This window comes from Schaalia georgiae DSM 6843 (assembly GCF_000429245.1).
GTDB lineage: Bacteria > Actinomycetota > Actinomycetes > Actinomycetales > Actinomycetaceae > Pauljensenia > Pauljensenia georgiae.
In genome coordinates this window covers 1-17330 of record NZ_AUBM01000013.1, presented here as the reverse complement: position 1 = coordinate 17330, position 17330 = coordinate 1, and the positions used below count along the sequence as shown (strand labels likewise).

The window sequence follows — 17330 nt, the reverse complement described above, 5'->3', positions numbered from 1 at the left end:
GTGGGTCAGCGCCAACCCCGCAGGAGGGCGTCCAGGCCCCGTTCGAATTGGGCGGCGAAGTCCCACTTCCCGTCCATCACCTGGCCGATGAGGCCCCGGAGCGCGGACAGGTCGTCGACTGGCAGGCTCGCGATGGCTGCGGCGATGCTGTCGTCGGGGGTCTCATCCGGGCCGCCGCCCACGGGGGGGACGACTTCTGCTGCGGCGAAACCCGTGGTGTACACCGAGACCGCCGTGATGATGGCGAGCATGTCGACGGGGGGCATGAAGCTGGCGTTGGACAGGCGGACCATGACTTTGGCCAGCAGGGTGAGCTGTTCGGGCGTCGAGATGGGGTGGGTGAGCAGCAGGACCACGGCCTCGGGGTGTTGGAGGAGGGTGTCGTGGAGCGCCGTGGCGTACTGGCGCACATACCACCGCCAGTCCTCACTCTGCTCACCGACGAGGCCCGGGCCGCTTTCCGGGGACTGGCTTTCCGTGGCCGCTTCCCCGTCCGTGCTCGGCTGGTCCCGGTCCTCCAGTCGGCCGTTCTCCTCCTGTCCCCCCTCCGCCGCCGACTGATCGTTTGCTGCCGGTTCTTTCTCCACAGCCGACAGGAAACGCTCGAAGATGAGCCTCCACACCTCCTCGGAAACGCCCTCGAGCAGCGTGGCCTTGTCGGGCACGTACCGGTAGAAGGCCGTTTGGGACACGCCCAGGCGCTTGCCGAGGGCGCGCAGGGACAGGGCGGACAGGCCCTCCTCGTCGACGAGCGCGAGCGCAGCGGCGAAGATCCTCTCCCTCGTGAGAGTCCGTGCTCTGGGCGCGCCACCGGGCATGGCCCCTCCTCCCTGGCTCCGTGTGGGGACTTCAGCCGTTCTTAACCGCGAATCGTAGCACCGCCGGGGCGATAGGGCAGGGCCGTCCCGCGCGCCACGTCGCGACTGCGCACTACCTCGCCGCTGGGTTCGGCGCCGCCCCGTGCGCGGCGCCCGCCAGGGGCCGGCGGACGCTCAGGCCAGGTGTTCGGCGAAGAACGAGGTGAGCGCGTCCCAGGGGATGGCGCCGCGCCCGCCACCGTCGTAGAGGTCGCAGTGGCTCGCCCCGGGGACCAGAAGGAACCGCTTGTTGTCCGGGTTCACCCCGCCCTTCACCTTCGCGAAGGCGTCCCGGCCCATGTAGAGGGAGTGGGCGTCCTCGCCGTGCATGACCAGGACCGCGTTCTCGATCTCATCCGTGTAGTACAGGAACCGCGCGTTGGCGTAGCTGGCGCTGACGACGGCCCAGCCGTCGTTGGAGTAGAGCGAGCGGGGGTGGTAGCAGCGCGGCGTCTTGTAGTAGGCGTGGTAGTCCTTGGCGAACTGCGGAGCGTCGTCGGGCATGGGGTCCGCGACGCCGCCGGTGAGCGCCTGCTCGCCGGAGAGGCGGTCGGCCGTGCGCTGGGCGGCGACCAGTTTGCGCGAGGCGATGCGAGTGGCGGCGTCATCCGCCGAGTCGTTGTAGCCGTTGCCGGAGATGCGGCACAAGTCGTACATCGTGGACGCGAGCGTCGCCTTGATCCGGGGGTCGGCGGCCGCCGCGTTGAGCGCGATGCCGCCCCAGCCGCAGATCCCGATGATGCCGACCCGGTCCCCATCGACGTCCTCGCGGCAGACCAGGTAGTCGACGGCGCTGAGGAAGTCCTCGGTGTTGATGTCCGGGGAACTCATGTAGCGGGGTGCGCCGCCGGACTCGCCGGTGAAGGACGGATCGAAGGCGATGGTGAGGAATCCCCGTTCGGCCATGGTCTGAGCGTAGAGCCCGCTTGCCTGCTCCTTGACGGCCCCGAAAGGGCCGCTGACGGCGATGGCGGGGAGCGCGCCCTCGGCGTTCCTCGGCTTGTACAAGTCGGCCGCCAGAGTGATGCCGAAGTTCGTGGTGAACGTGACTTTCTCATGGGTGACGCGGTCGCTCTTGGGGAAGGTCTTGTCCCATTCATGTGCGGGGGCTTGCTGGCTCATTGGTCCTCCTGAGTCGTTGTCTCGGTCGTGGCCGTGGTCCGCGCTCACGCGAGCGCGATGGCGAGGTCTTGGCGGCTGTCGGCCCACGTTGCCACGGCCCGGCCGTCGTCGGTGCCCGTGAAGGCGCCGATCACGTTGGTGCCGGGATAGGCGCCCACGTCCATATGGTAGGGGCGCGAGGCGCGGTTGGCGCGGCCAGTAGGCGGTGTCGCCGATCATGGGGTCGTTCGCGTACGCCTCGCCGCCCAGGTCGAGTCCCGCGGTCGGGTTCTCAGTCCCTCTTCACGGCCAAGCGCGCCATCGCCAGTGCGGCCAGGCCCGCGAAGAACAGTGAGAGGACACCGACGGCCGGGAGGACATCGGTGACGCCCGCGCCGTCCAGGCTCACCGAGTGGATGGCGTCGATCGCCCAGTACGCGGGGGAGAAGCGCGCGGCGTGCTGCGCCCAGTCGGGCAGGCTCGACACCGTGCAGAACGCCCCGCCGATCCCGGCGGCCAACATGCCGATGATATTGGACAAGGAGAGCGCGAGGTCGTGCGAGGGCGCCCACAGGGCGATTGCGACGCCGAGCGCGGCCAGGACCGCGGCGAAGGCGAGTACCGCCAGCAGGAGCGCGCTCACCGACCCTTTCGGCCTGTACCCGAAGGCGAGGGCGCCGAGGGCCAGGACGGCGAGGACCTGGACGAGTTGCAGCAGGTAGGCGACCAGGGCCTTGCCGGTGAGAACTGCGCCCCTCGGGGTGGCCGAGGCCGCGAGTCTGGGCCACGTCCCCCACGTGCGCTCGTTGATGAAGGAGTTGATGATGATCTGCACGGAGAGGAACGAGAAGAGCACCGCCATCGAGGGCACCGCTTGCTCCACCCCGGTCGCGTCCACGTACCCGTCCGCCATGAGCATGGATTTGAAGGCGGGGCTCATGAAGGGGATGAATATCAGGGGGATGGCCGTCAGGATCAGAGTGGAGGCGGGGTCTGTGAGCTGGAGGCGGATATTGAGCCGGATGACGGCTGATAGTTTCTTAAGCATTGTCCTGTTCTTCCTCTCCGACGATTGCGAGGTAGGCGCTCTGCAAGCCCGCCTGGCCTATGCGCACGTCCTCAAGGCGGTTGCCCCTCAGTTCAGGTGAGGCCAGCGCATCGGCGATGAGCGCACCGGGGTTGGGGATGTCCCCCTCCCGGCGCAGCCACCTGTCCTCGTTCTGCCAGCCGTCCATGGGCCTCGGGTTGCGGGCGAACCCCAGGGCGATGGAGGCGCGGGAGTGGTCCGCGACGACGCGCCCGAGCGTGCCGGACACGACCACCCGCCCGCCTTCGAGGATGGCGATGTCCGCGCCGAGCTCCTCGAACTCGGCGAGGTAGTGCGAGGTGTAGACGACGGCGGCGCCCGCCTCGGCGAGCGAGCGCACGGCCCGCAGGATCCGGCTGCGCGCCTCCACGTCCGCTCCGACCGTCGGCTCGTCCATGAAAACCACCTCCGGCTCGTGCATGATCGCCATCCCGGCGTGCAGTCTGCGCCTCTGGCCGCCGGACAGGTGTTTCGCCCGCTTGGAGCACTGCTCCTCGAGGCCGAGCAATTCCATGACCTCCGCGGTCCTCGTACGCGCACGTTTGCGGGACAGGCCCTGGAGCTGCCCGTAGAACGAGAGGTTCTGGGCGACGGTGAGGTCGGGGTAGACGCCGAGGTCCTGCGGGGCGTACCCGATGTGCTGGCCGACTCGCTCCTTGGCGGGGTCCGCGCCGCACACGGACACCGACCCCGAGTCGGCGCTCCTCAATCCGCACATGATCTCGATGAGGGTTGACTTCCCGGCGCCGTTGCGCCCGAGGAGGCCGAGCACTTGGCCCCGCGCGACGTCGAGGTCGACTCCTCGCAGGACCTCGTGGTCCCCGTAACTCTTGCGCACGGCGCGCAGATGCAGTGCTGGCGCGCCCGATTCTGATCCAGGCATGTGCACTCCTTCATTGGTTAACGGTGTTAACTTCGCTGACGACTGCAAGGTTAACAGCGTTAACTCATGGGTGCAAGCCCTGGACGCGCGGTGGTGGCCGACGGGGCGCCTAAGCTTGGTCGTTGTCGTTCGCCGAGGCGTCCGGGGTCGCGGCCCGCGCCTATTCGCGCAGGCGCTTCAGCCATTCCAGGCGCTCCTTGAAGCGCCTCTCGTTGCCCTCCTCGGTGGGCCTGTAGTACTCGGCGCCCGCGAGGGAGTCGGGCAGGCACCGCATGTCGGCGGCCACCTTGTCGGCCTCGTAGTGCGCCAGCCGGTACCCCTGCCCGTATCCCAGGTCCTTCATGAGGCGCGTCGGGGCGTTGCGGATGGCGAGGGGGACGGGGTCGGCCTGGGTGCGAAGCGCGTCCTTCCTCGCCCGCCCGTAGGCGGTGTAGGAGCTGTTCGACTTCGGCGCCAGCGACAGGTAGATGACGGCCTGCGCCAAGTGGACCGAGCACTCGGGCATCCCGATGAAATGGCAGGCGTGGAAGGCGTTGACCGCGACGCCCAGGGCGTTCGTGTCCGCCAGGCCGATGTCCTCGGAGGCGAAGCGCGTGATGCGCCGCGCCACGTACAGGGGGTCCTCGCCGCCCTCGAGCATGCGCGCCAGCCAGTACACGGCGGCGTCCGGGTCCGAGTTGCGCATTGACTTGTGCAGCGCGGAGATGGTGTTGTAGTGCTCGTCGCCGTCCTTGTCGTAGAGGAGGCTCTTGCGCGAGGTGCACTGCCCGACCGTCTCGGCGGTGACCGTGGTCGCCCCGCCGTCCTCGTCGCCGTTGAGGACCGCCATCTCCAGGGTGGACAGGGCCACGCGCGCGTCCCCGTTGGCGAACACCGCGATGGCGCGCAGCAGGTCGTCCGCGATGCGCACCTCCTGCTCGCCGAAGCCGCGGGGATCCGCCAGGGCGCGGCGCAGCAGAGCGGTGATATCGTCCTCGGCCAGGGCGTTGAGGACGAAGACCTTGCAGCGCGACAGGAGGGCGTTGTTTACCTCGAAGGACGGGTTCTCGGTGGTCGCTCCGATCAGGACGATCGACCCCTTCTCCACGAAGGGCAAGAAAGCGTCCTGCTGAGCCTTGTTGAAGCGGTGGATCTCGTCGACGAAGACGATGGTGCGCCTGCCCATGCTGGCCTGCGCGTCGGCCTGCTTCATGACCTCGCGGATCTCCCTGATGCCGCTGGTGACCGCGGAGAAGTCGATGAACGAGGCGTGGGTGCGGCGGGCGATCACGCGCGCCAGGGTGGTTTTGCCGACTCCGGGAGGCCCCCAGAAGATCATGGAGGGGGTGCGGTCGGCCTCGATCATGGAGCGCAGGGCCTTGCCGGGTCCGATCTGGTGGGACTGGCCCACCACCTCGTCCAGGGAGGTGGGGCGCATCCGGTCGGCGAGGGGGCGCGCCTCGTCGCCCGCCCCGTCGAAGAGAGAGCCCTGCTGGCCTGCCATCGATCGTGCCTCCTGCGTGGGTGCGGGCCGCGCGCCCGCGTCTGCCCCCAGGGTAAGGCCCTCCGCACCCACTTGCGTGCCCGTGCGCTCCGCCGGGCGCTGCCGCCCGCGCAGGAGGGCATCCGGGTCCCGCTGGCGCGGCGCTGTCGTTCGCTGGCCGCCTCGCCTTCGGTTGCCGCCAGTGGCGGTAGGACACAGGAGCGAGTGCTTAGTGGGCCTACAGCTCCTGGTGCCTCATGAGTAGATGTTCCTGCGGTGGCCGACGGAGAAGACCTCGATGATGAGCCGATCGTCTTCGATGACGCACAGGGCCCGGTAGCTTCCGATGCGGTAGCGCCATTCGCCGGAGCGGTTGGCCGTCAGGCCCTTCCCGTGGGCGCGCGGGTCGGTGCAGCCCTCGAGGTTCTTGCTGATCCACGACAGGATGAGGCGGGCGTCGAACCGGTCCATCTTCTTGAGCTGCTTGAGCGCGGTGTCCGTGTACTCGACGTGGTAGGGCATCTACAGTCCTAGTTCTTCGAGAACCTGTGCGTGAGTGTGGCGCTCGCCGTTGTCGTCGGCGACTGTGGCGCGCAGGGCCTCGAGGTCCTGCTGGTCCTCGATCTTCTCGAGAACGGCGTCGCGGATGAAGTCCGAGATGGTTTTCCCCTCGAATTCCGCATACTTCCGAACGATGGCCGCGTCTTCCTCGTCGATGCGCATGGTCATGGTGGACATTGGGGCCTCCCTTCCCTGAATACACTGTATTCTAAACTCCACCGTTTCCATGGGACAAGGGGTGTGTGGAGGCCGTACTCCGCGCGGGAGACGGGGACGGCCTGGGTGCGGCGGGCGATCACGCGCGCCAGGGTGGTTTTGCCGACTCCGGGAGGCCCCCAGAAGATCATGGAGGGGGTGCGGTCGGCCTCGATCATGGAGCGCAGGGCCTTGCCGGGTCCGATCTGGTGGGACTGGCCCACGACCTCGTCCAGGGAGGTGGGGCGCATCCGGTCGGCGAGGGGGCGCGCCTCGTCGCCCGCCTCGTCGAAGAGAGAGCCCTGTCCGTGAGAATCCACTTGACCTCGCATTGCCCGGCTGCCACGTGGGGGCGCCCCGCTCTTTGAGCCTACTGTCTTGGTCCGGCGCGCACGTGGCGGAGACTGCGGGCACGTCGGCGGACGCTGCGGAGATGTGGCGGAGGCGGGCGCGATGGCCCCGGTGGAGGCGGGCATGCGGCGGTTCGGCGGAGACCCGGGGAGTGGCCGTCGGCCGCGCGTCTATGGGCCCAGGCCCATAGAACTCCCGTGCGCTCCGACATGCGGGTCAATGCTCCCGCGAGACCCCCATCGCCCGTTTCACGGCGTCGAAATGGTCGGCGACCAGCATCGTGGTCCCCACGCGCCCGCCTTCGACGACCAGGGCGCGGTCACACGCGCACGCCACCAGCTCGAGGTCGTGCGTGATCACCAGGACCGTGCGCCCCTGCGCGGCCAGTTCCCGCAGCAGGCGGGCGACGCGCCGCATCCCGTCCAAGTCGAGGCCGCTGGTGGGCTCGTCGAACACCAGCACCTGTTTGTGCGCGGCCACGCACGCGGCGACTGCGAGTCGCTGCTTCTGACCGCCGGACAGCGTCGCCGGGTGGCGCTCCTCCAACCCGTCCAAGTCGAGGCCGACGAGCAGAGCGGCGACATCCACCGCGCGCGCCTGTCGGCGCGGCAGTCCGAAGACCACCTCGTCGGCGACCGACTCTGCGAACAGCTGGTAGTTGACGTCCTGGAAGACCATCGACGAGGCGCGGACGCGCGCCGAACGGGACGCGGTGCGCCCGGCCAGTGACACGGTCCCCCGGGCCCGGCGCTCGAAACCGCACAACGCCCGGCACAGCGTCGTCTTGCCGGCCCCGTTCGCGCCAACCATGGCGCACACCTCCCCCTCGCGCAAATCCGCGTCCGCGCCGCGCAGGACGGTTCGCTCCCCGAAGCGCACGGCGAGGCCCCGCGCCGACAACAGGGGAGCAGACGCCCCAGCGGGCCGGGCCGAGCATCGGGGGCCCGCCCTGCGCGCGGGGGCAGCGGCGCCGGCAGGACCCCCGTCGCCTGCGGGGGCCGCGCCGCCGCCTGGCACCCCGAGTGTGGGCTGACCCACGTTGGGCGCTTCGCGGACGGGAGGACGAACGACGGGGCGCGCCTCGTCGGCACTGCGCATCCGCAGCCCCATGCGGCGCACCTCCTCCGCGCTGAGGGCGGCGAACCCGTCGGCGTCCCACACGCGGTCCACGCGCCCGGCGTCCATGCGCACGTACCTGTCGGCGATCCCCGTCAACCACGACAGGCGGTGCTCGGCGACCAGCACTGCGCATCCCGCCTCCTTCGCGCGCGCCACGAATCCCGCCATGTCCGCCACCGCCGGCAGATCGAGGTTGCTCGTCGGCTCGTCCAACAGCAGATTCGCGGGTCGCGTTGCCCAAAGACTCGCGAACGCCACCTTCTGCCGCTCCCCTCCCGAAAGGCGGAAGAGGTCGCGCCCCGCCAAGGCGCTCATGCCCAGCTCCTCGAACGTGGCGCCGACGCGCTGGCGGATGTCCTCCGGGGACCAGCCCGCGTTCTCCAGGGCGAAGGCGACCTCCCCAGTGGAGTCGGCGCTGAAGAACTGGGTGCGCGGATTCTGGAACAGTGAACCCGCCCGCTGGGCGATCTCCCACGTCTCCAGGGCGTCCACGGCCCGGCCGTCGAGGCTGACGCGTCCGTGCGCGGTTCCGGGGAAGAAGCGGGGCGCCAAACCCCCAGCCAGGCGCAGTACGGTCGACTTGCCGCACCCCGAGCGCCCGCACAGCACCACCACCTCGCCGGGGTGCGCCGTCAGCGACACGTCCACGGCCCCGGCACGCCCCTCGTCGCCCTGTGCGCGGTAGGTGAAAGAGGCGTGGTCGAACTCGATCATGCCAGCGCCCGCAGAGCCAACGAGCCGACGGCGGTGGCGCAGAAGACGGCGAGCACGGCGTAGTCCGCGCCGCCCATGGCGATGGGCAGGTAGCAGGTGCGGCGGGCCGGGTTCTCGATGCCGCGCGCTATCGAGGCCACCGTCAGTTCGTCGGCGACCCGCCCCGCTCCCAGGAGCAGTGGCGCGTAGACGCAGTCGATTGTGCGCATCGGCGCCCGGAGGAACCCCGCGGGGCTCGGCGAGACCCCGCGCATCCGCATGGCCGTCGTGATGGCGCGCCAATCCTCGCGGACGACGGGCAGGTACCGCAAGGCCACGGCCAAGGGGACCACCAGTGGGCGGGGGGCGCGGGCTTTCACGAGCGCGCCCATGAACTCGTTCACGGGGGTGGTCCGCACGGTGGCGTAGGCGATGATCCCGCAGGCGAACATTTTGCGCACGAGCACAAGGAACGCGGTCAGCGCGGTGCGCAGGGCCACGCTGTCCAGGTGGGGGACGAACCGCGCGGCGACCACAGCGCTGATCCCTAGGATGAGCGCCACAGCGGACCCCCACCTCACGCCGACCACGACGCCGAAGGCGGAGGCCACGCACATGAGGGCGATCTCGCAGGAAGTGCTGGGGGCGAGCGCCACCGCCACCGCCATGGCGGCGATGGACAGGAGCTTCGTGCGGGGGTCGAGGTGCGCACTGTTCCTCACGACGCGCCTTTCTGCGGACGGGGGCCGGACTGGGGATTGCTGTACAGGGCTGGGCTGGGGACTGCTGTACTGGACCGGGCGGGAACCGGGGCGGATTCGATGGCCGGGCGCGGGGGGGACCTGGGCGGTGCCCTCAGGCTGTGATCCCCGCGCGCTCGAACTGCCTGCGCAGCAACCGCAGGCCGACCAGGCCGCTCACCACGGCGCACGCGATCGTGGACAAGATCATCGCGGGGAGCATCCATCCCGTGGCCGTCGCCATCATCGTGTCCATGTACGCCTGCTCGCCTCCTCTTCCGATCAGGTACGAGGCGTAAGCGGCGGGATCCAGCCACAGGACCAGGTACGAGCCCATGGGCGCCAGTGAGTACACGACGAACGCGCAGAAGGCCAGCGCCCTGCTGCGGAACCCGCCCAAGCCGGCGATGAGGTCGGCGAGGACCGCCAGTACCACGCAGGCCACGGACCACCCCCAGTACATCCCCGTCACGAAGAGGATGAGGCCTTCGATGACGCCGAGGATGATGAGGGGCCCGTGCTTGGGGACCCTGGCGATCAGCAGCAGGTAGACGGGGCCGGTCAGCAGGGCGGCCGCTGCGGGCATCCAGAACGTGAGGACGGGGTTCGCCGCGAACAGGCCGCCCCCGACCATTGTGAACACGAAGTACAGTGCCGTGAACACGCCCGTGGTGACCAAGTCACGGGTGTCGAGCCCCGTCGGCTTCGTATTCGTAGCGGTGGAGTGCTTCACCGTTCCCCGTCCTTCCATATCAGGTTAGGGTCGCCTTCCCTTTCCTTCGTTAGTATATGAGTTGGGATGGGACTGGCGTGGTCCGCCGGGGAACTCCGTCCGATCCGCACGGATTCGCGTCCGATTGGAATAGGAAGAAAGGACGGGATGATGAAGGAGGCGTTCCAAGCCGCGCTCCTCGCGGGGGCGTCGTTCGCGCTGACGGAGCCGCCCGACGGTTTCGGCCCACTGTGGAACTCCTACAAATCCGATGGCCAGCGGTACTGGGGCTGGTTCCACCACCTGTCCCCGGAGCGCGCGGAATGGAGCATCAGCATCCACGACTTCGTGATGGAGGGGGACTTCGTCATGGACTCGGCCCCGCACCGGTACCTCACGGTCACGTGGTTCAAATCGATTTGCGGCGAGGAGTTCCAGCCCTATCGCAGGCTCAGGCCGGGCGCCGTCTGGGGGCAGAGCATCGGGGGCGGCCCCTGGCGCGGAGTCGCCCATGGGAGCTCCCCCGTCCAATGCGTTTCCATCGAGGTCACGCCCGGGTTCGCGCAGAACTGCCTGGCGGGAGAACTCGCGGGAGGCGACGGCGCCGGGGCCCGGGAGGAGGAGGTCGAGAGGGCGTTCACCGCGTTGGGCGACAGCGGCCCCTTCCCGGAGATGAGCGCCCTCCTGTCCGGGCTGTGGCCACGACCGCGGGACGGCGCGCGCAGCGCGCTGCACTACGAGGGCAGGGTCCTCGAAGCGATGGGGCTCATCGTCGAGCGCTCACGTTCCACCACCATCCGCGAAGCCAAACCGGTGTCCGCCGTCGACCGGGAACGCATGCGCGAGGTAGCGCTCTACATCGACGACCACTGCTCGGCGCGCCTGCGCCTGGCGGATCTGGCGGCGATCGCGTGCATGAGCCCCACGAAGTTCAAGGAGACCTTCAAGAGGGTGAACGGTAAGACGCTCACCCAGTACGTCCAAGAGCGGAGGATGAGCCACGCGGAGGCACTGCTGCGGCACAGCGACCTCACGATCGAGCAGGTGGGGCGCGCCGTGGGCTACACCTGTCCGAGCCGGTTCTCCGCGCTGTTCAAACGCGAAGTCGGCGTTCGCCCCAGCGACCTCCGCAAGGCGCTGAGCGCCTGGCCGGCGGGTGAAACGCTGGCGGAACCCGTTCCCATCCATGCGGACAGTGCAGCCGGGCTTGAGCGAGGACGCCACGGCCCGTGAGGCGCCCAAGCGCGTGAAACCGGTGGTGCCGTGCCCGTGGCAGCACAGGTGGGCCGGTGCGGTCGCTGAGCGCCCGTGCGTGGATGGTTGTCGTGTTATTCTCACGGTACCGATTGTGAATTGCACGGGAGCAATCATGGACCAGGATTTGATCCTTCACGGCGGCGACGACGAATGCCGCTTATTCCCCAAGACGCCCCTACCCCAGCTGACGGGTGTTCCCGTTGAGGGAACGTACGAGGTCTCCCTGAACCAAGGAGCACAGCCGGAGGAGACGTTCTCCTACGAATACGATCCGAGTGCGGCGCCCGCGCAGGCCAGGGACTACCTGTTCGCCGCAGCGAGCGGCGTCCTCATGGGAGCGATCAACGTCCTGTGGCAGAAAGACTTCAACCTTGCCGATGCCCGCACGTGGGGATCGAAGAAGGTGCAGGGCTTCGTGATCTCCATAGCCAAGCGGGTGGGGCTCTCCAAGGAAGGCGCGACCATCGAGGACGCCATCCGGTACTTGGAAAAGACTTTTCCCTTTGCGGGGGACAAACTCACCGCGCAGTTCGGCGGAGGCCTGCAGCACCACCTGCGCGACTTCTCCCACCACCCCTCGCCGGTGGGGCTCGTGTGCTCCCTCATCATGCAATTCACCGGCAAAGGAGTTGGGACGGCGACGGACGGCAGCTTCGCCATATTCGGCCTTCCCGCCAGCGTCGCCGGCGGAGAGCCTCCCTTGATCGGTCGCAACCTCGAGGAGAAGATCCTCTTCGGGACCGTCAACTGGGTCCTCCACCTCATCAGCGACATGGCGGGATCGAGCGCGACACCCGGTGCGGGCACTGGGATCCCCGGCCCCATCCTCTCCTTCCTGAAGGAAGTCTCGGCGCTCCCCTTCTTCCAGGACATGTCCATCGGCCGCGACGGCAAGTTCCGCACCTTCTCCCAGTGGCTGTCGAAAGCCTTCAACGGGACGCTCTTCACGGACGACGCCGGGGACCCCCTCCGCTTCGACCTGCGCACGGAGATCGGTCTGCTCGGACAGGCGCTCACCCAGGCGCCCTCGGTGCTCGCCAACGAGTGCATTGTCCGCGGCTTCTACACGGTCGCCCGGCTCGTCGACGAGCTGAAGCGCTGCAACGTGTCCAGCGTGAAAGACCTCGCCCGCGTGAACCCATCGCGTTTCCTACCCGTCAACAGCCGCGCCCTCGCCCGTATGCTGACCGTAGCCTCAGGTTCGTTCGTAGCGGTGAATGCCTCCCTCGCAGCCGTGCGCGCCGCGACGGAAGGCATGGCAACGGCTGGAACGAGGGCCGTCCCTTCCTTTTTCATACGGTTGAACTACGTCGGGGTCGCCCGTTTCGCCTTCGCGCTCTGGGCCGATAGCTCCTACATATACGAGGACGTGACACAGGCCTGGGAACGGTATTGTCATGACAGCGTGGGAACGGATGTGGCCGTGTCCGCGCCCGCGGGTGAGGAAGCGCAGCGGGTGCTCGACTCCCTAACCCTCGCGTGGTGCGAGGACGACTGCCAGCGGACGAAGAAGACCGAGCATCGCGAGCGGAAGGAGCAGCTCACCAGCGCGTGGAAACGCAGTCGATGCCTCGCCTATGATGAGAACCGAGGAGACTACTTCCTCGACCCCGCCAGCGCCTACCGGGAGCTGCGCGCGATCCGGGAGGGTGAGAACGGGGCAGTCCGCTGCTTGTACATCGCCCAAGTGCTGAGGAGCTTCGATCCGTACCGCATGGAGAAGAAACTGAGTTTCTCCGTGGACTGGCGCGACAAGGCTTTCGTGAACGAACAGGACGTTATCGACGCGACAATGCTGACTCGACTGGGCCGGGCCGAGGCGTCTTATGAGCGTGTGCTTTCGGGCGCAGTCTCCAAGCGGGCTGTGGTAGGGACAGGGGTTGTCGCGACCACCATCGCCATGGGCGGCATCGCCTGGTTCGCTGCGCCCCTCATCGCGCCGTTTCTGGCCGGCGAGGCCGTGGCCGGGTTGAGTGGAGCCGCGCTGACGAGCGCGAGCCTCGCGTGGGTTGGCGGTGGGTCCCTCGCTGTAGGCGGACTCGGCATGGCCGGGGGCACGGCGATCATCACGGGCGGCGGGGCGGCCCTCGGCCTCGCAACGGCATCGGGAAGCGCGGCGCTCGCGGGGACTCTCACCAAGGACCACGCGCAACGTGTGAAAACGGACTGCGTCGGCGCGCTTTCCCAGTGTTCACTACTCGTCGAGATGGAGCCGGGCGACGCGTTGCGATGCATCAGCGAGCTGCGGGCATTCCTGGAGCGCCGCAAAGCATCCGATCAGCGCGCGATCGATTCTCTGAAGGACAAGAAGGACAGGGAGTCGAAGGGATCGGTCAAGCGATTGGACAAGGGGATCTCCCACATAGACAAGACGATCAAAGAGCTGGCTTCCCTGGAAAAGAAGGCTCGCGAAACGACTGTTAAAAATGGTGTTCTCTGCCCGGATAGCGGCAGCGAGCTGGTGCGCGCTGGGAGAACTGAAACGCGATGACCCGCATACTTCCGAACGGTAGCCGCGTCTTCCTCGTCGATGCGCATGGTCATGGGGGACATCAGGGCCTCCCTTCCCTGAATACGTTCTAAGTTTCGCCGTATCCTGGGGCAAGGGATGCGTGGTGGCCGTGCTCCGCGCGTTGGCCAGGTGCGGGCGTTGCGAATGGCGAGGGGACGCGCCTCGTCGGCCGGGTCCTCGAACAGGGAGTGTTGCTGGCCTGCCATGTGCCTCCTCATCATTACCGCCAGTGGCGGTATAATTGTGGCGGTAATGGGAGGGGGTCATGGCTTACGAACCGCCGTTTGAGCGCACCGATGCGATCGATGCGCTCTGCATGGAGATCGCTGAGCTGGTCGGCATGCTCTCGCCGCAGGCGCCCCTGGCAACGAACCCCACGCTGCGCCGTGAGCTGAGGATCCAGACGATCTACTCCTCGCTCACGATTGAGGGGAACAGTCTGGATGAGCGGGCGGTGAGCGCTGTCCTTGACGGACAGCGGGTGCTTGGCGATCCGCGTGATATCCTGGAGGTGCAGAACGCGCGAGGGGCCTACGACCTCGTTCCCGACCTGGACCCCTACTCCGTCGACGATCTTCTTCGTGTTCACCGCGTGATGATGGACGACCTCGTCGCCGATGCTGGGCGCTTCCGTTCCGGTAACGTTGGCGTGTTCGATGGGGGAGTCCTGATCCATGCCGGTACCCCGGCCACCTATGTCCCCGAGGTGATGGGGGACATCTTCGACTGGCTGCGCTCCACCAGCATGCACCCGCTCCTAGCCTCGTGCGTTTTCCACTTCGAGTTCGAGTTCTGCCATCCCTTCTCCGATGGGAACGGCAGGACAGGAAGGCTCTGGCACGCCCTGCTCCTGTCGAAGTGGCGGTCGGTGCTGGCGTGGCTGCCCGTGGAGTCCGCGATCAGGAGGAAGCAAGCGGGCTACTACGCGGCTCTCGCTCAGTCGGGCGCGAGCGGGTCGAGTGAGCGATTCGTTGAGTTCATGCTCGCGGCGATCCGCGAGTCGATACTCCCGTTTGCTAAGCCCACGAGTGAACGCGACGTTGCTCGGTCCCGTGCCCTCGGGTTCTTCCGTGAGAATTCGCGCGCGACGGTTGCCCAGCTCGGAGAGTATCTCGGCTGTTCGAAGCGAAGCGCTGAGCGCATGGTCGCGCAGCTGAAGGAAGAAGGCGCGCTCGCGCGGCAGGGGAGCGCGCGGGCGGGCGTGTGGGTCGTCCGCGATCCTGGTCTCTAGCCTCGCGGTCTGAAAGCGACGTACTGGTGGGTGGGGCCTCATGCCTCAGCGGGCGTGATGTAGCTGTGGCTGTCGCGGGAGTCTTGGGCGCAGTAGCCGACTTGTGCTATCGCGTCGGCGGCAGCAGGAGTGGCAGGTTGTGGGCGACCTGGTTCTGAACCGAGGTCATGGAGTGGGTTTCGCCCTCATCCACCCACAGCTGCAGGCTGTCCTGGGTCATGAGCTCGGGGTAGTCGAGGCGCAGCTCGTCCAGCTGGGGGCTCATGTCCCTCAGGGCCGGGTCCTTCGATCCGACCGAGGCCAGGATCCGGAAGTCCTCGGCCCCGTAGTCGGCCCGCTCGGAACCCGCGGTGAGGAGCTGTGCGATCTGATCGAGGTCGGCGTCCGTCTGGCGTCCGATCCACGACTCGCCAGCCATCGGCATGTACCCGTAGAAGTACTGGGGGCGCATGGAGAAGACGTCCCACGCGGTGGTCGCGCCCATCGAGAAGCCGCCGAAAGCGCGGTGCGTGCGGGAGGTCCTCAGGGACTGGTCCGAGGTGTCACCGCGGGCGAACGTCGTGTAGGTGGACTCGACGCGGTCGATGATCGTGTCAATCTCAGTCGTCGCGAAGAAGCGGTTGAGCTCGTAGTCGTCCTCGTAATTGTCTGTCGCGAAGGAGCGGTCCGGGTAGTAGGTCGCGAACACGACGAGTGTGGGGGAGAGCTGGCCCGAGTCCGTGAGGTGGTCGATGACGGGGGCGATGTCCGCCGCCAGCCCGTCGGCGCTGCCCTGCCAGCCGTGCGTCAGGTAGACGATGTTCGCGGGGGATCCTGGGGAGTAGGTGTTGGGAACGTAGACGTACGCTTCCTTGTCGTAGGTGGTGCCGCGGTAGGCCTGCTGGTAGGGCACCGTGTCGATGGAGCCGTGCAGTCGCAAGGCCGTGGCCGAGAAGGCCGTGAACACCGGCAGGGAGCTCTCCTCGCCGTCCTCGTAGGCGATCGCCGAGGGATCCCGCTGCGCGAACGCCCCGTTCCCGAAGGCGTGGGAAGCGAGGCCGACGGCGCCCAATAGGGAGGCGGACACGGCGAGTGCCGAGCTGATCAAGGCCGTTCTGCCGATGGGCGGCCTCAGGAATCTGCTACTCATCGATCGCGTCCCGTGCCCTTCGTTCTCATAGCTCCCACTGTAGTTCCCGTTTCCCGTCGTTGCTAACGGGTGTGGGGTATCCCGCTCGTGCGGACGAGGGGGTGGCTTCGTGCGCCGCTTCGCCGCGGTCCACTTGGCGGCCGAGGCGCGCGTTCGCGCGTTCGCGCGCGTGCGTCCGCTATTTTCTCAGTCTTTGTGCGCGGTGATGGCGAACTGCAGGGGGAGTCGTTCGGGCTGGTCCCGCAGGCGCCAGCCCCCGTCGGAGTCCTGTTCCATGAGCCCCGGCCACGGGCACCACGCGGCGCGGGCGGTCTCCTCGACGCTGTCGATGACCAGGCCCGCGTCGATGAGCGCGGTGATGGTCTGGCCGAGGGAGTGGTTCCACTGGTGGTTCGTCGTGTGGGTGATGCGGGGCGCTCCGGGGGTGTCCACGTAGCTGGAGTCGTCGTCCCAGGTGGCGGGCTCGTCCAGTTGGAAGTACGGCTGCTCCACCTTCAGGCCGTCGGAGACGTCCTCGCCGATCGCCATGAACATGGGGTGGTCGTCGCGGATGAAGAAGGTGCCACCGGGTTTGAGTAAGGACGCCGCGACCCGCGCCCATTCCTCGACGTCGGGCAGCCAGCACAGGACTCCGATCGACGTGTAGACCAGGTCGAAGTCGCCGGACACGGCCCGCCTCGCGTCGTAGACGTTGGCGTGGACGTACTCGATGTCGGCGCCCGCGCTCTCAGCGATGATCCGCGCGTGTGCGAGCGACGCCTCGGACAAGTCGAGGCCCACGACCCGCGAGGCGCCCAGGCGTGCGAAACCGATGGTGTCCGTGCCGACGTGGCACTGCAGATGGATCACGTGCCTACCGGTGAGGTCGCCGAAGCGCTCAACGTCCTGGGCGAGCTCAGCGCTGATGGCTGTCGGATTCTCGAGTAGGCGCTGGTAGCCGCAGTAGTCGCCCGTCATATGCAGTTCCGCGCGGTCGTCCCAGTTCTTCTCATTGTCGGAGAACCAACGTGCTCGTTCGGTCGGTTCGCTCATCGGGAATCCTTCCTGGGGCAGCCTCGGCCCCTGCTAGCGCGGACTGCGCCGGGGGCTGCGCCTGTGGGGCTGTGTCTGCGAGGCTGTGGCGCCCCGCTTCGCGTCCGTTATTGTACACGTACACCGCGGGGCGCCGGCCGGGTTGGCCATGCGCGGGTGGGCCGCGCTGGGCGTGCCCGGCGGGCGGGCTCGTAGGGGCCGTTGGGGGCCGTGGGCCGGGCCTGGTCGTGTCGTGGGTTGGGGTTAGTGGCCGTCTTGTTCGTCGGCGGTGTCGGTCAGGTCGATGCGTAGGTGGGAGATGGGGAAGGGGTCGGATTTCTCGGTGGTGGTCACTACTGCTGGGAGGGTGAGTGTTTGGCCGGTGAAGGGGTTGGTGGTGGTGGCGTCCCACGTGGTCGTCAACGTGAT

At 67.9% G+C, this 17330-nt stretch carries 15 protein-coding genes and 1 pseudogene; 3 read left to right on the top strand and 13 right to left on the bottom strand.

The features are described 5' to 3' along the window. Positions 1 to 5: 5 nt before the first annotated feature. The 11 genes and pseudogenes from G447_RS0107480 to G447_RS0107425 form a co-directional block, all read right to left on the bottom strand. Positions 6 to 818, bottom strand: coding sequence for a TetR/AcrR family transcriptional regulator (locus G447_RS0107480; RefSeq protein WP_026430599.1), 813 nt, complete (start codon positions 816 to 818; stop codon positions 6 to 8). Between the two features lie 174 nt (positions 819 to 992). After that, the gene (locus G447_RS0107475; RefSeq protein ID WP_026430598.1) at positions 993 to 1979 is read right to left on the bottom strand and encodes an alpha/beta hydrolase; all 987 of its coding nucleotides are present in this window, start codon (positions 1977 to 1979) and stop codon (positions 993 to 995) included. Positions 1980 to 2250: 271 nt separating this feature from the next. Beyond that, positions 2251 to 3006, bottom strand: a complete 756-nt coding sequence (locus G447_RS11295; RefSeq protein ID WP_034476703.1) for an ABC transporter permease — start codon at positions 3004 to 3006, stop codon at positions 2251 to 2253. Then, positions 2999 to 3928 carry an ABC transporter ATP-binding protein gene (locus G447_RS0107460; RefSeq protein ID WP_026430597.1) on the bottom strand — a complete coding sequence of 310 codons (930 nt, stop codon included), beginning with the start codon at positions 3926 to 3928 and terminating at the stop codon, positions 2999 to 3001. The genes G447_RS11295 and G447_RS0107460 overlap by 8 nt, the downstream gene beginning before the upstream one ends. Before the next feature lie 160 nt (positions 3929 to 4088). Continuing rightward, positions 4089 to 5411 carry a replication-associated recombination protein A gene (locus G447_RS0107455; protein ID WP_026430596.1) on the bottom strand — a complete coding sequence of 441 codons (1323 nt, stop codon included), beginning with the start codon at positions 5409 to 5411 and terminating at the stop codon, positions 4089 to 4091. Positions 5412 to 5645: 234 nt separating this feature from the next. Then, a complete protein-coding gene (locus G447_RS0107450; protein ID WP_005868162.1) occupies positions 5646 to 5912 on the bottom strand; it encodes a type II toxin-antitoxin system RelE family toxin in 267 nt (88 codons plus the stop codon). Continuing rightward, entirely contained in the window at positions 5913 to 6128 is a 216-nt protein-coding gene (gene relB / locus G447_RS0107445; RefSeq protein ID WP_026430595.1) for a type II toxin-antitoxin system RelB family antitoxin, read from the bottom strand. 98 nt (positions 6129 to 6226) lie between these two features. Beyond that, positions 6227 to 6478 (bottom strand): annotated as a pseudogene (locus G447_RS11290) (AAA family ATPase); the annotation flags it as partial. A gap of 235 nt (positions 6479 to 6713) precedes the next feature. Continuing rightward, a complete protein-coding gene (locus G447_RS0107435; protein WP_026430594.1) occupies positions 6714 to 8330 on the bottom strand; it encodes an ABC transporter ATP-binding protein in 1617 nt (538 codons plus the stop codon). Then, the gene (locus G447_RS0107430; RefSeq protein ID WP_026430593.1) at positions 8327 to 9031 is read right to left on the bottom strand and encodes an energy-coupling factor transporter transmembrane component T; all 705 of its coding nucleotides are present in this window, start codon (positions 9029 to 9031) and stop codon (positions 8327 to 8329) included. Before G447_RS0107430 ends, G447_RS0107435 begins: the two co-directional genes overlap by 4 nt. A 133-nt stretch (positions 9032 to 9164) precedes the next feature. Beyond that, the gene (locus tag G447_RS0107425) at positions 9165 to 9800 is read right to left on the bottom strand and encodes an MptD family putative ECF transporter S component (protein WP_051226280.1); all 636 of its coding nucleotides are present in this window, start codon (positions 9798 to 9800) and stop codon (positions 9165 to 9167) included. Between the two features lie 132 nt (positions 9801 to 9932). Between G447_RS0107425 and G447_RS11285 the strand changes: the two genes are divergently transcribed. The 3 genes from G447_RS11285 to G447_RS0107410 all read left to right on the top strand — a co-directional run bounded on the left by G447_RS11285 (position 9933) and on the right by G447_RS0107410 (position 14761). Next, complete coding sequence (locus tag G447_RS11285; RefSeq protein ID WP_243442333.1) at positions 9933 to 10994, top strand: helix-turn-helix transcriptional regulator; 1062 nt, start codon at positions 9933 to 9935, stop codon at positions 10992 to 10994. Between the two features lie 136 nt (positions 10995 to 11130). After that, positions 11131 to 13509 carry a hypothetical protein gene (locus G447_RS0107415; protein ID WP_026430591.1) on the top strand — a complete coding sequence of 793 codons (2379 nt, stop codon included), beginning with the start codon at positions 11131 to 11133 and terminating at the stop codon, positions 13507 to 13509. 286 nt (positions 13510 to 13795) lie between these two features. Then, positions 13796 to 14761: a Fic family protein gene (locus G447_RS0107410; RefSeq protein ID WP_026430590.1), complete on the top strand. Its 966-nt coding sequence runs from the start codon at positions 13796 to 13798 to the stop codon at positions 14759 to 14761. Positions 14762 to 14867: 106 nt separating this feature from the next. Here the strand turns inward: G447_RS0107410 and G447_RS0107405 are convergent, their stop codons facing one another. After that, on the bottom strand, positions 14868 to 15890 hold the full coding sequence (locus G447_RS0107405) for an alpha/beta hydrolase (RefSeq protein ID WP_026430589.1): 1023 nt from the start codon (positions 15888 to 15890) through the stop codon (positions 14868 to 14870). 186 nt (positions 15891 to 16076) lie between these two features. Continuing rightward, positions 16077 to 16922, bottom strand: a complete 846-nt coding sequence (locus tag G447_RS0107400; RefSeq protein WP_026430588.1) for a class I SAM-dependent methyltransferase — start codon at positions 16920 to 16922, stop codon at positions 16077 to 16079. Positions 16923 to 17330 lie beyond the last annotated feature (408 nt).

Bases quoted from the DNA above. Each gene is read 5' to 3' on its own strand.
- G447_RS0107415 (WP_026430591.1), top strand. From the start codon at position 11,131: ATGGACCAGGATTTGATCCTTCACGGCGGCGACGACGAATGCCGCTTA.
- G447_RS0107460 (WP_026430597.1), bottom strand. From the start codon at position 3,928: ATGCCTGGATCAGAATCGGGCGCGCCAGCACTGCATCTGCGCGCCGTG.
- G447_RS0107475 (WP_026430598.1), bottom strand. From the start codon at position 1,979: ATGAGCCAGCAAGCCCCCGCACATGAATGGGACAAGACCTTCCCCAAG.
- G447_RS0107450 (WP_005868162.1), bottom strand. From the start codon at position 5,912: ATGCCCTACCACGTCGAGTACACGGACACCGCGCTCAAGCAGCTCAAG.
- G447_RS0107425 (WP_051226280.1), bottom strand. From the start codon at position 9,800: ATGGAAGGACGGGGAACGGTGAAGCACTCCACCGCTACGAATACGAAG.
- G447_RS0107405 (WP_026430589.1), bottom strand. From the start codon at position 15,890: ATGAGTAGCAGATTCCTGAGGCCGCCCATCGGCAGAACGGCCTTGATC.
- relB (WP_026430595.1), bottom strand. From the start codon at position 6,128: ATGTCCACCATGACCATGCGCATCGACGAGGAAGACGCGGCCATCGTT.
- G447_RS11295 (WP_034476703.1), bottom strand. From the start codon at position 3,006: ATGCTTAAGAAACTATCAGCCGTCATCCGGCTCAATATCCGCCTCCAG.
- G447_RS0107455 (WP_026430596.1), bottom strand. From the start codon at position 5,411: ATGGCAGGCCAGCAGGGCTCTCTCTTCGACGGGGCGGGCGACGAGGCG.
- G447_RS0107435 (WP_026430594.1), bottom strand. From the start codon at position 8,330: ATGATCGAGTTCGACCACGCCTCTTTCACCTACCGCGCACAGGGCGAC.
- G447_RS0107480 (WP_026430599.1), bottom strand. From the start codon at position 818: ATGCCCGGTGGCGCGCCCAGAGCACGGACTCTCACGAGGGAGAGGATC.
- G447_RS0107400 (WP_026430588.1), bottom strand. From the start codon at position 16,922: ATGAGCGAACCGACCGAACGAGCACGTTGGTTCTCCGACAATGAGAAG.
- G447_RS11285 (WP_243442333.1), top strand. From the start codon at position 9,933: ATGAAGGAGGCGTTCCAAGCCGCGCTCCTCGCGGGGGCGTCGTTCGCG.
- G447_RS0107410 (WP_026430590.1), top strand. From the start codon at position 13,796: ATGGCTTACGAACCGCCGTTTGAGCGCACCGATGCGATCGATGCGCTC.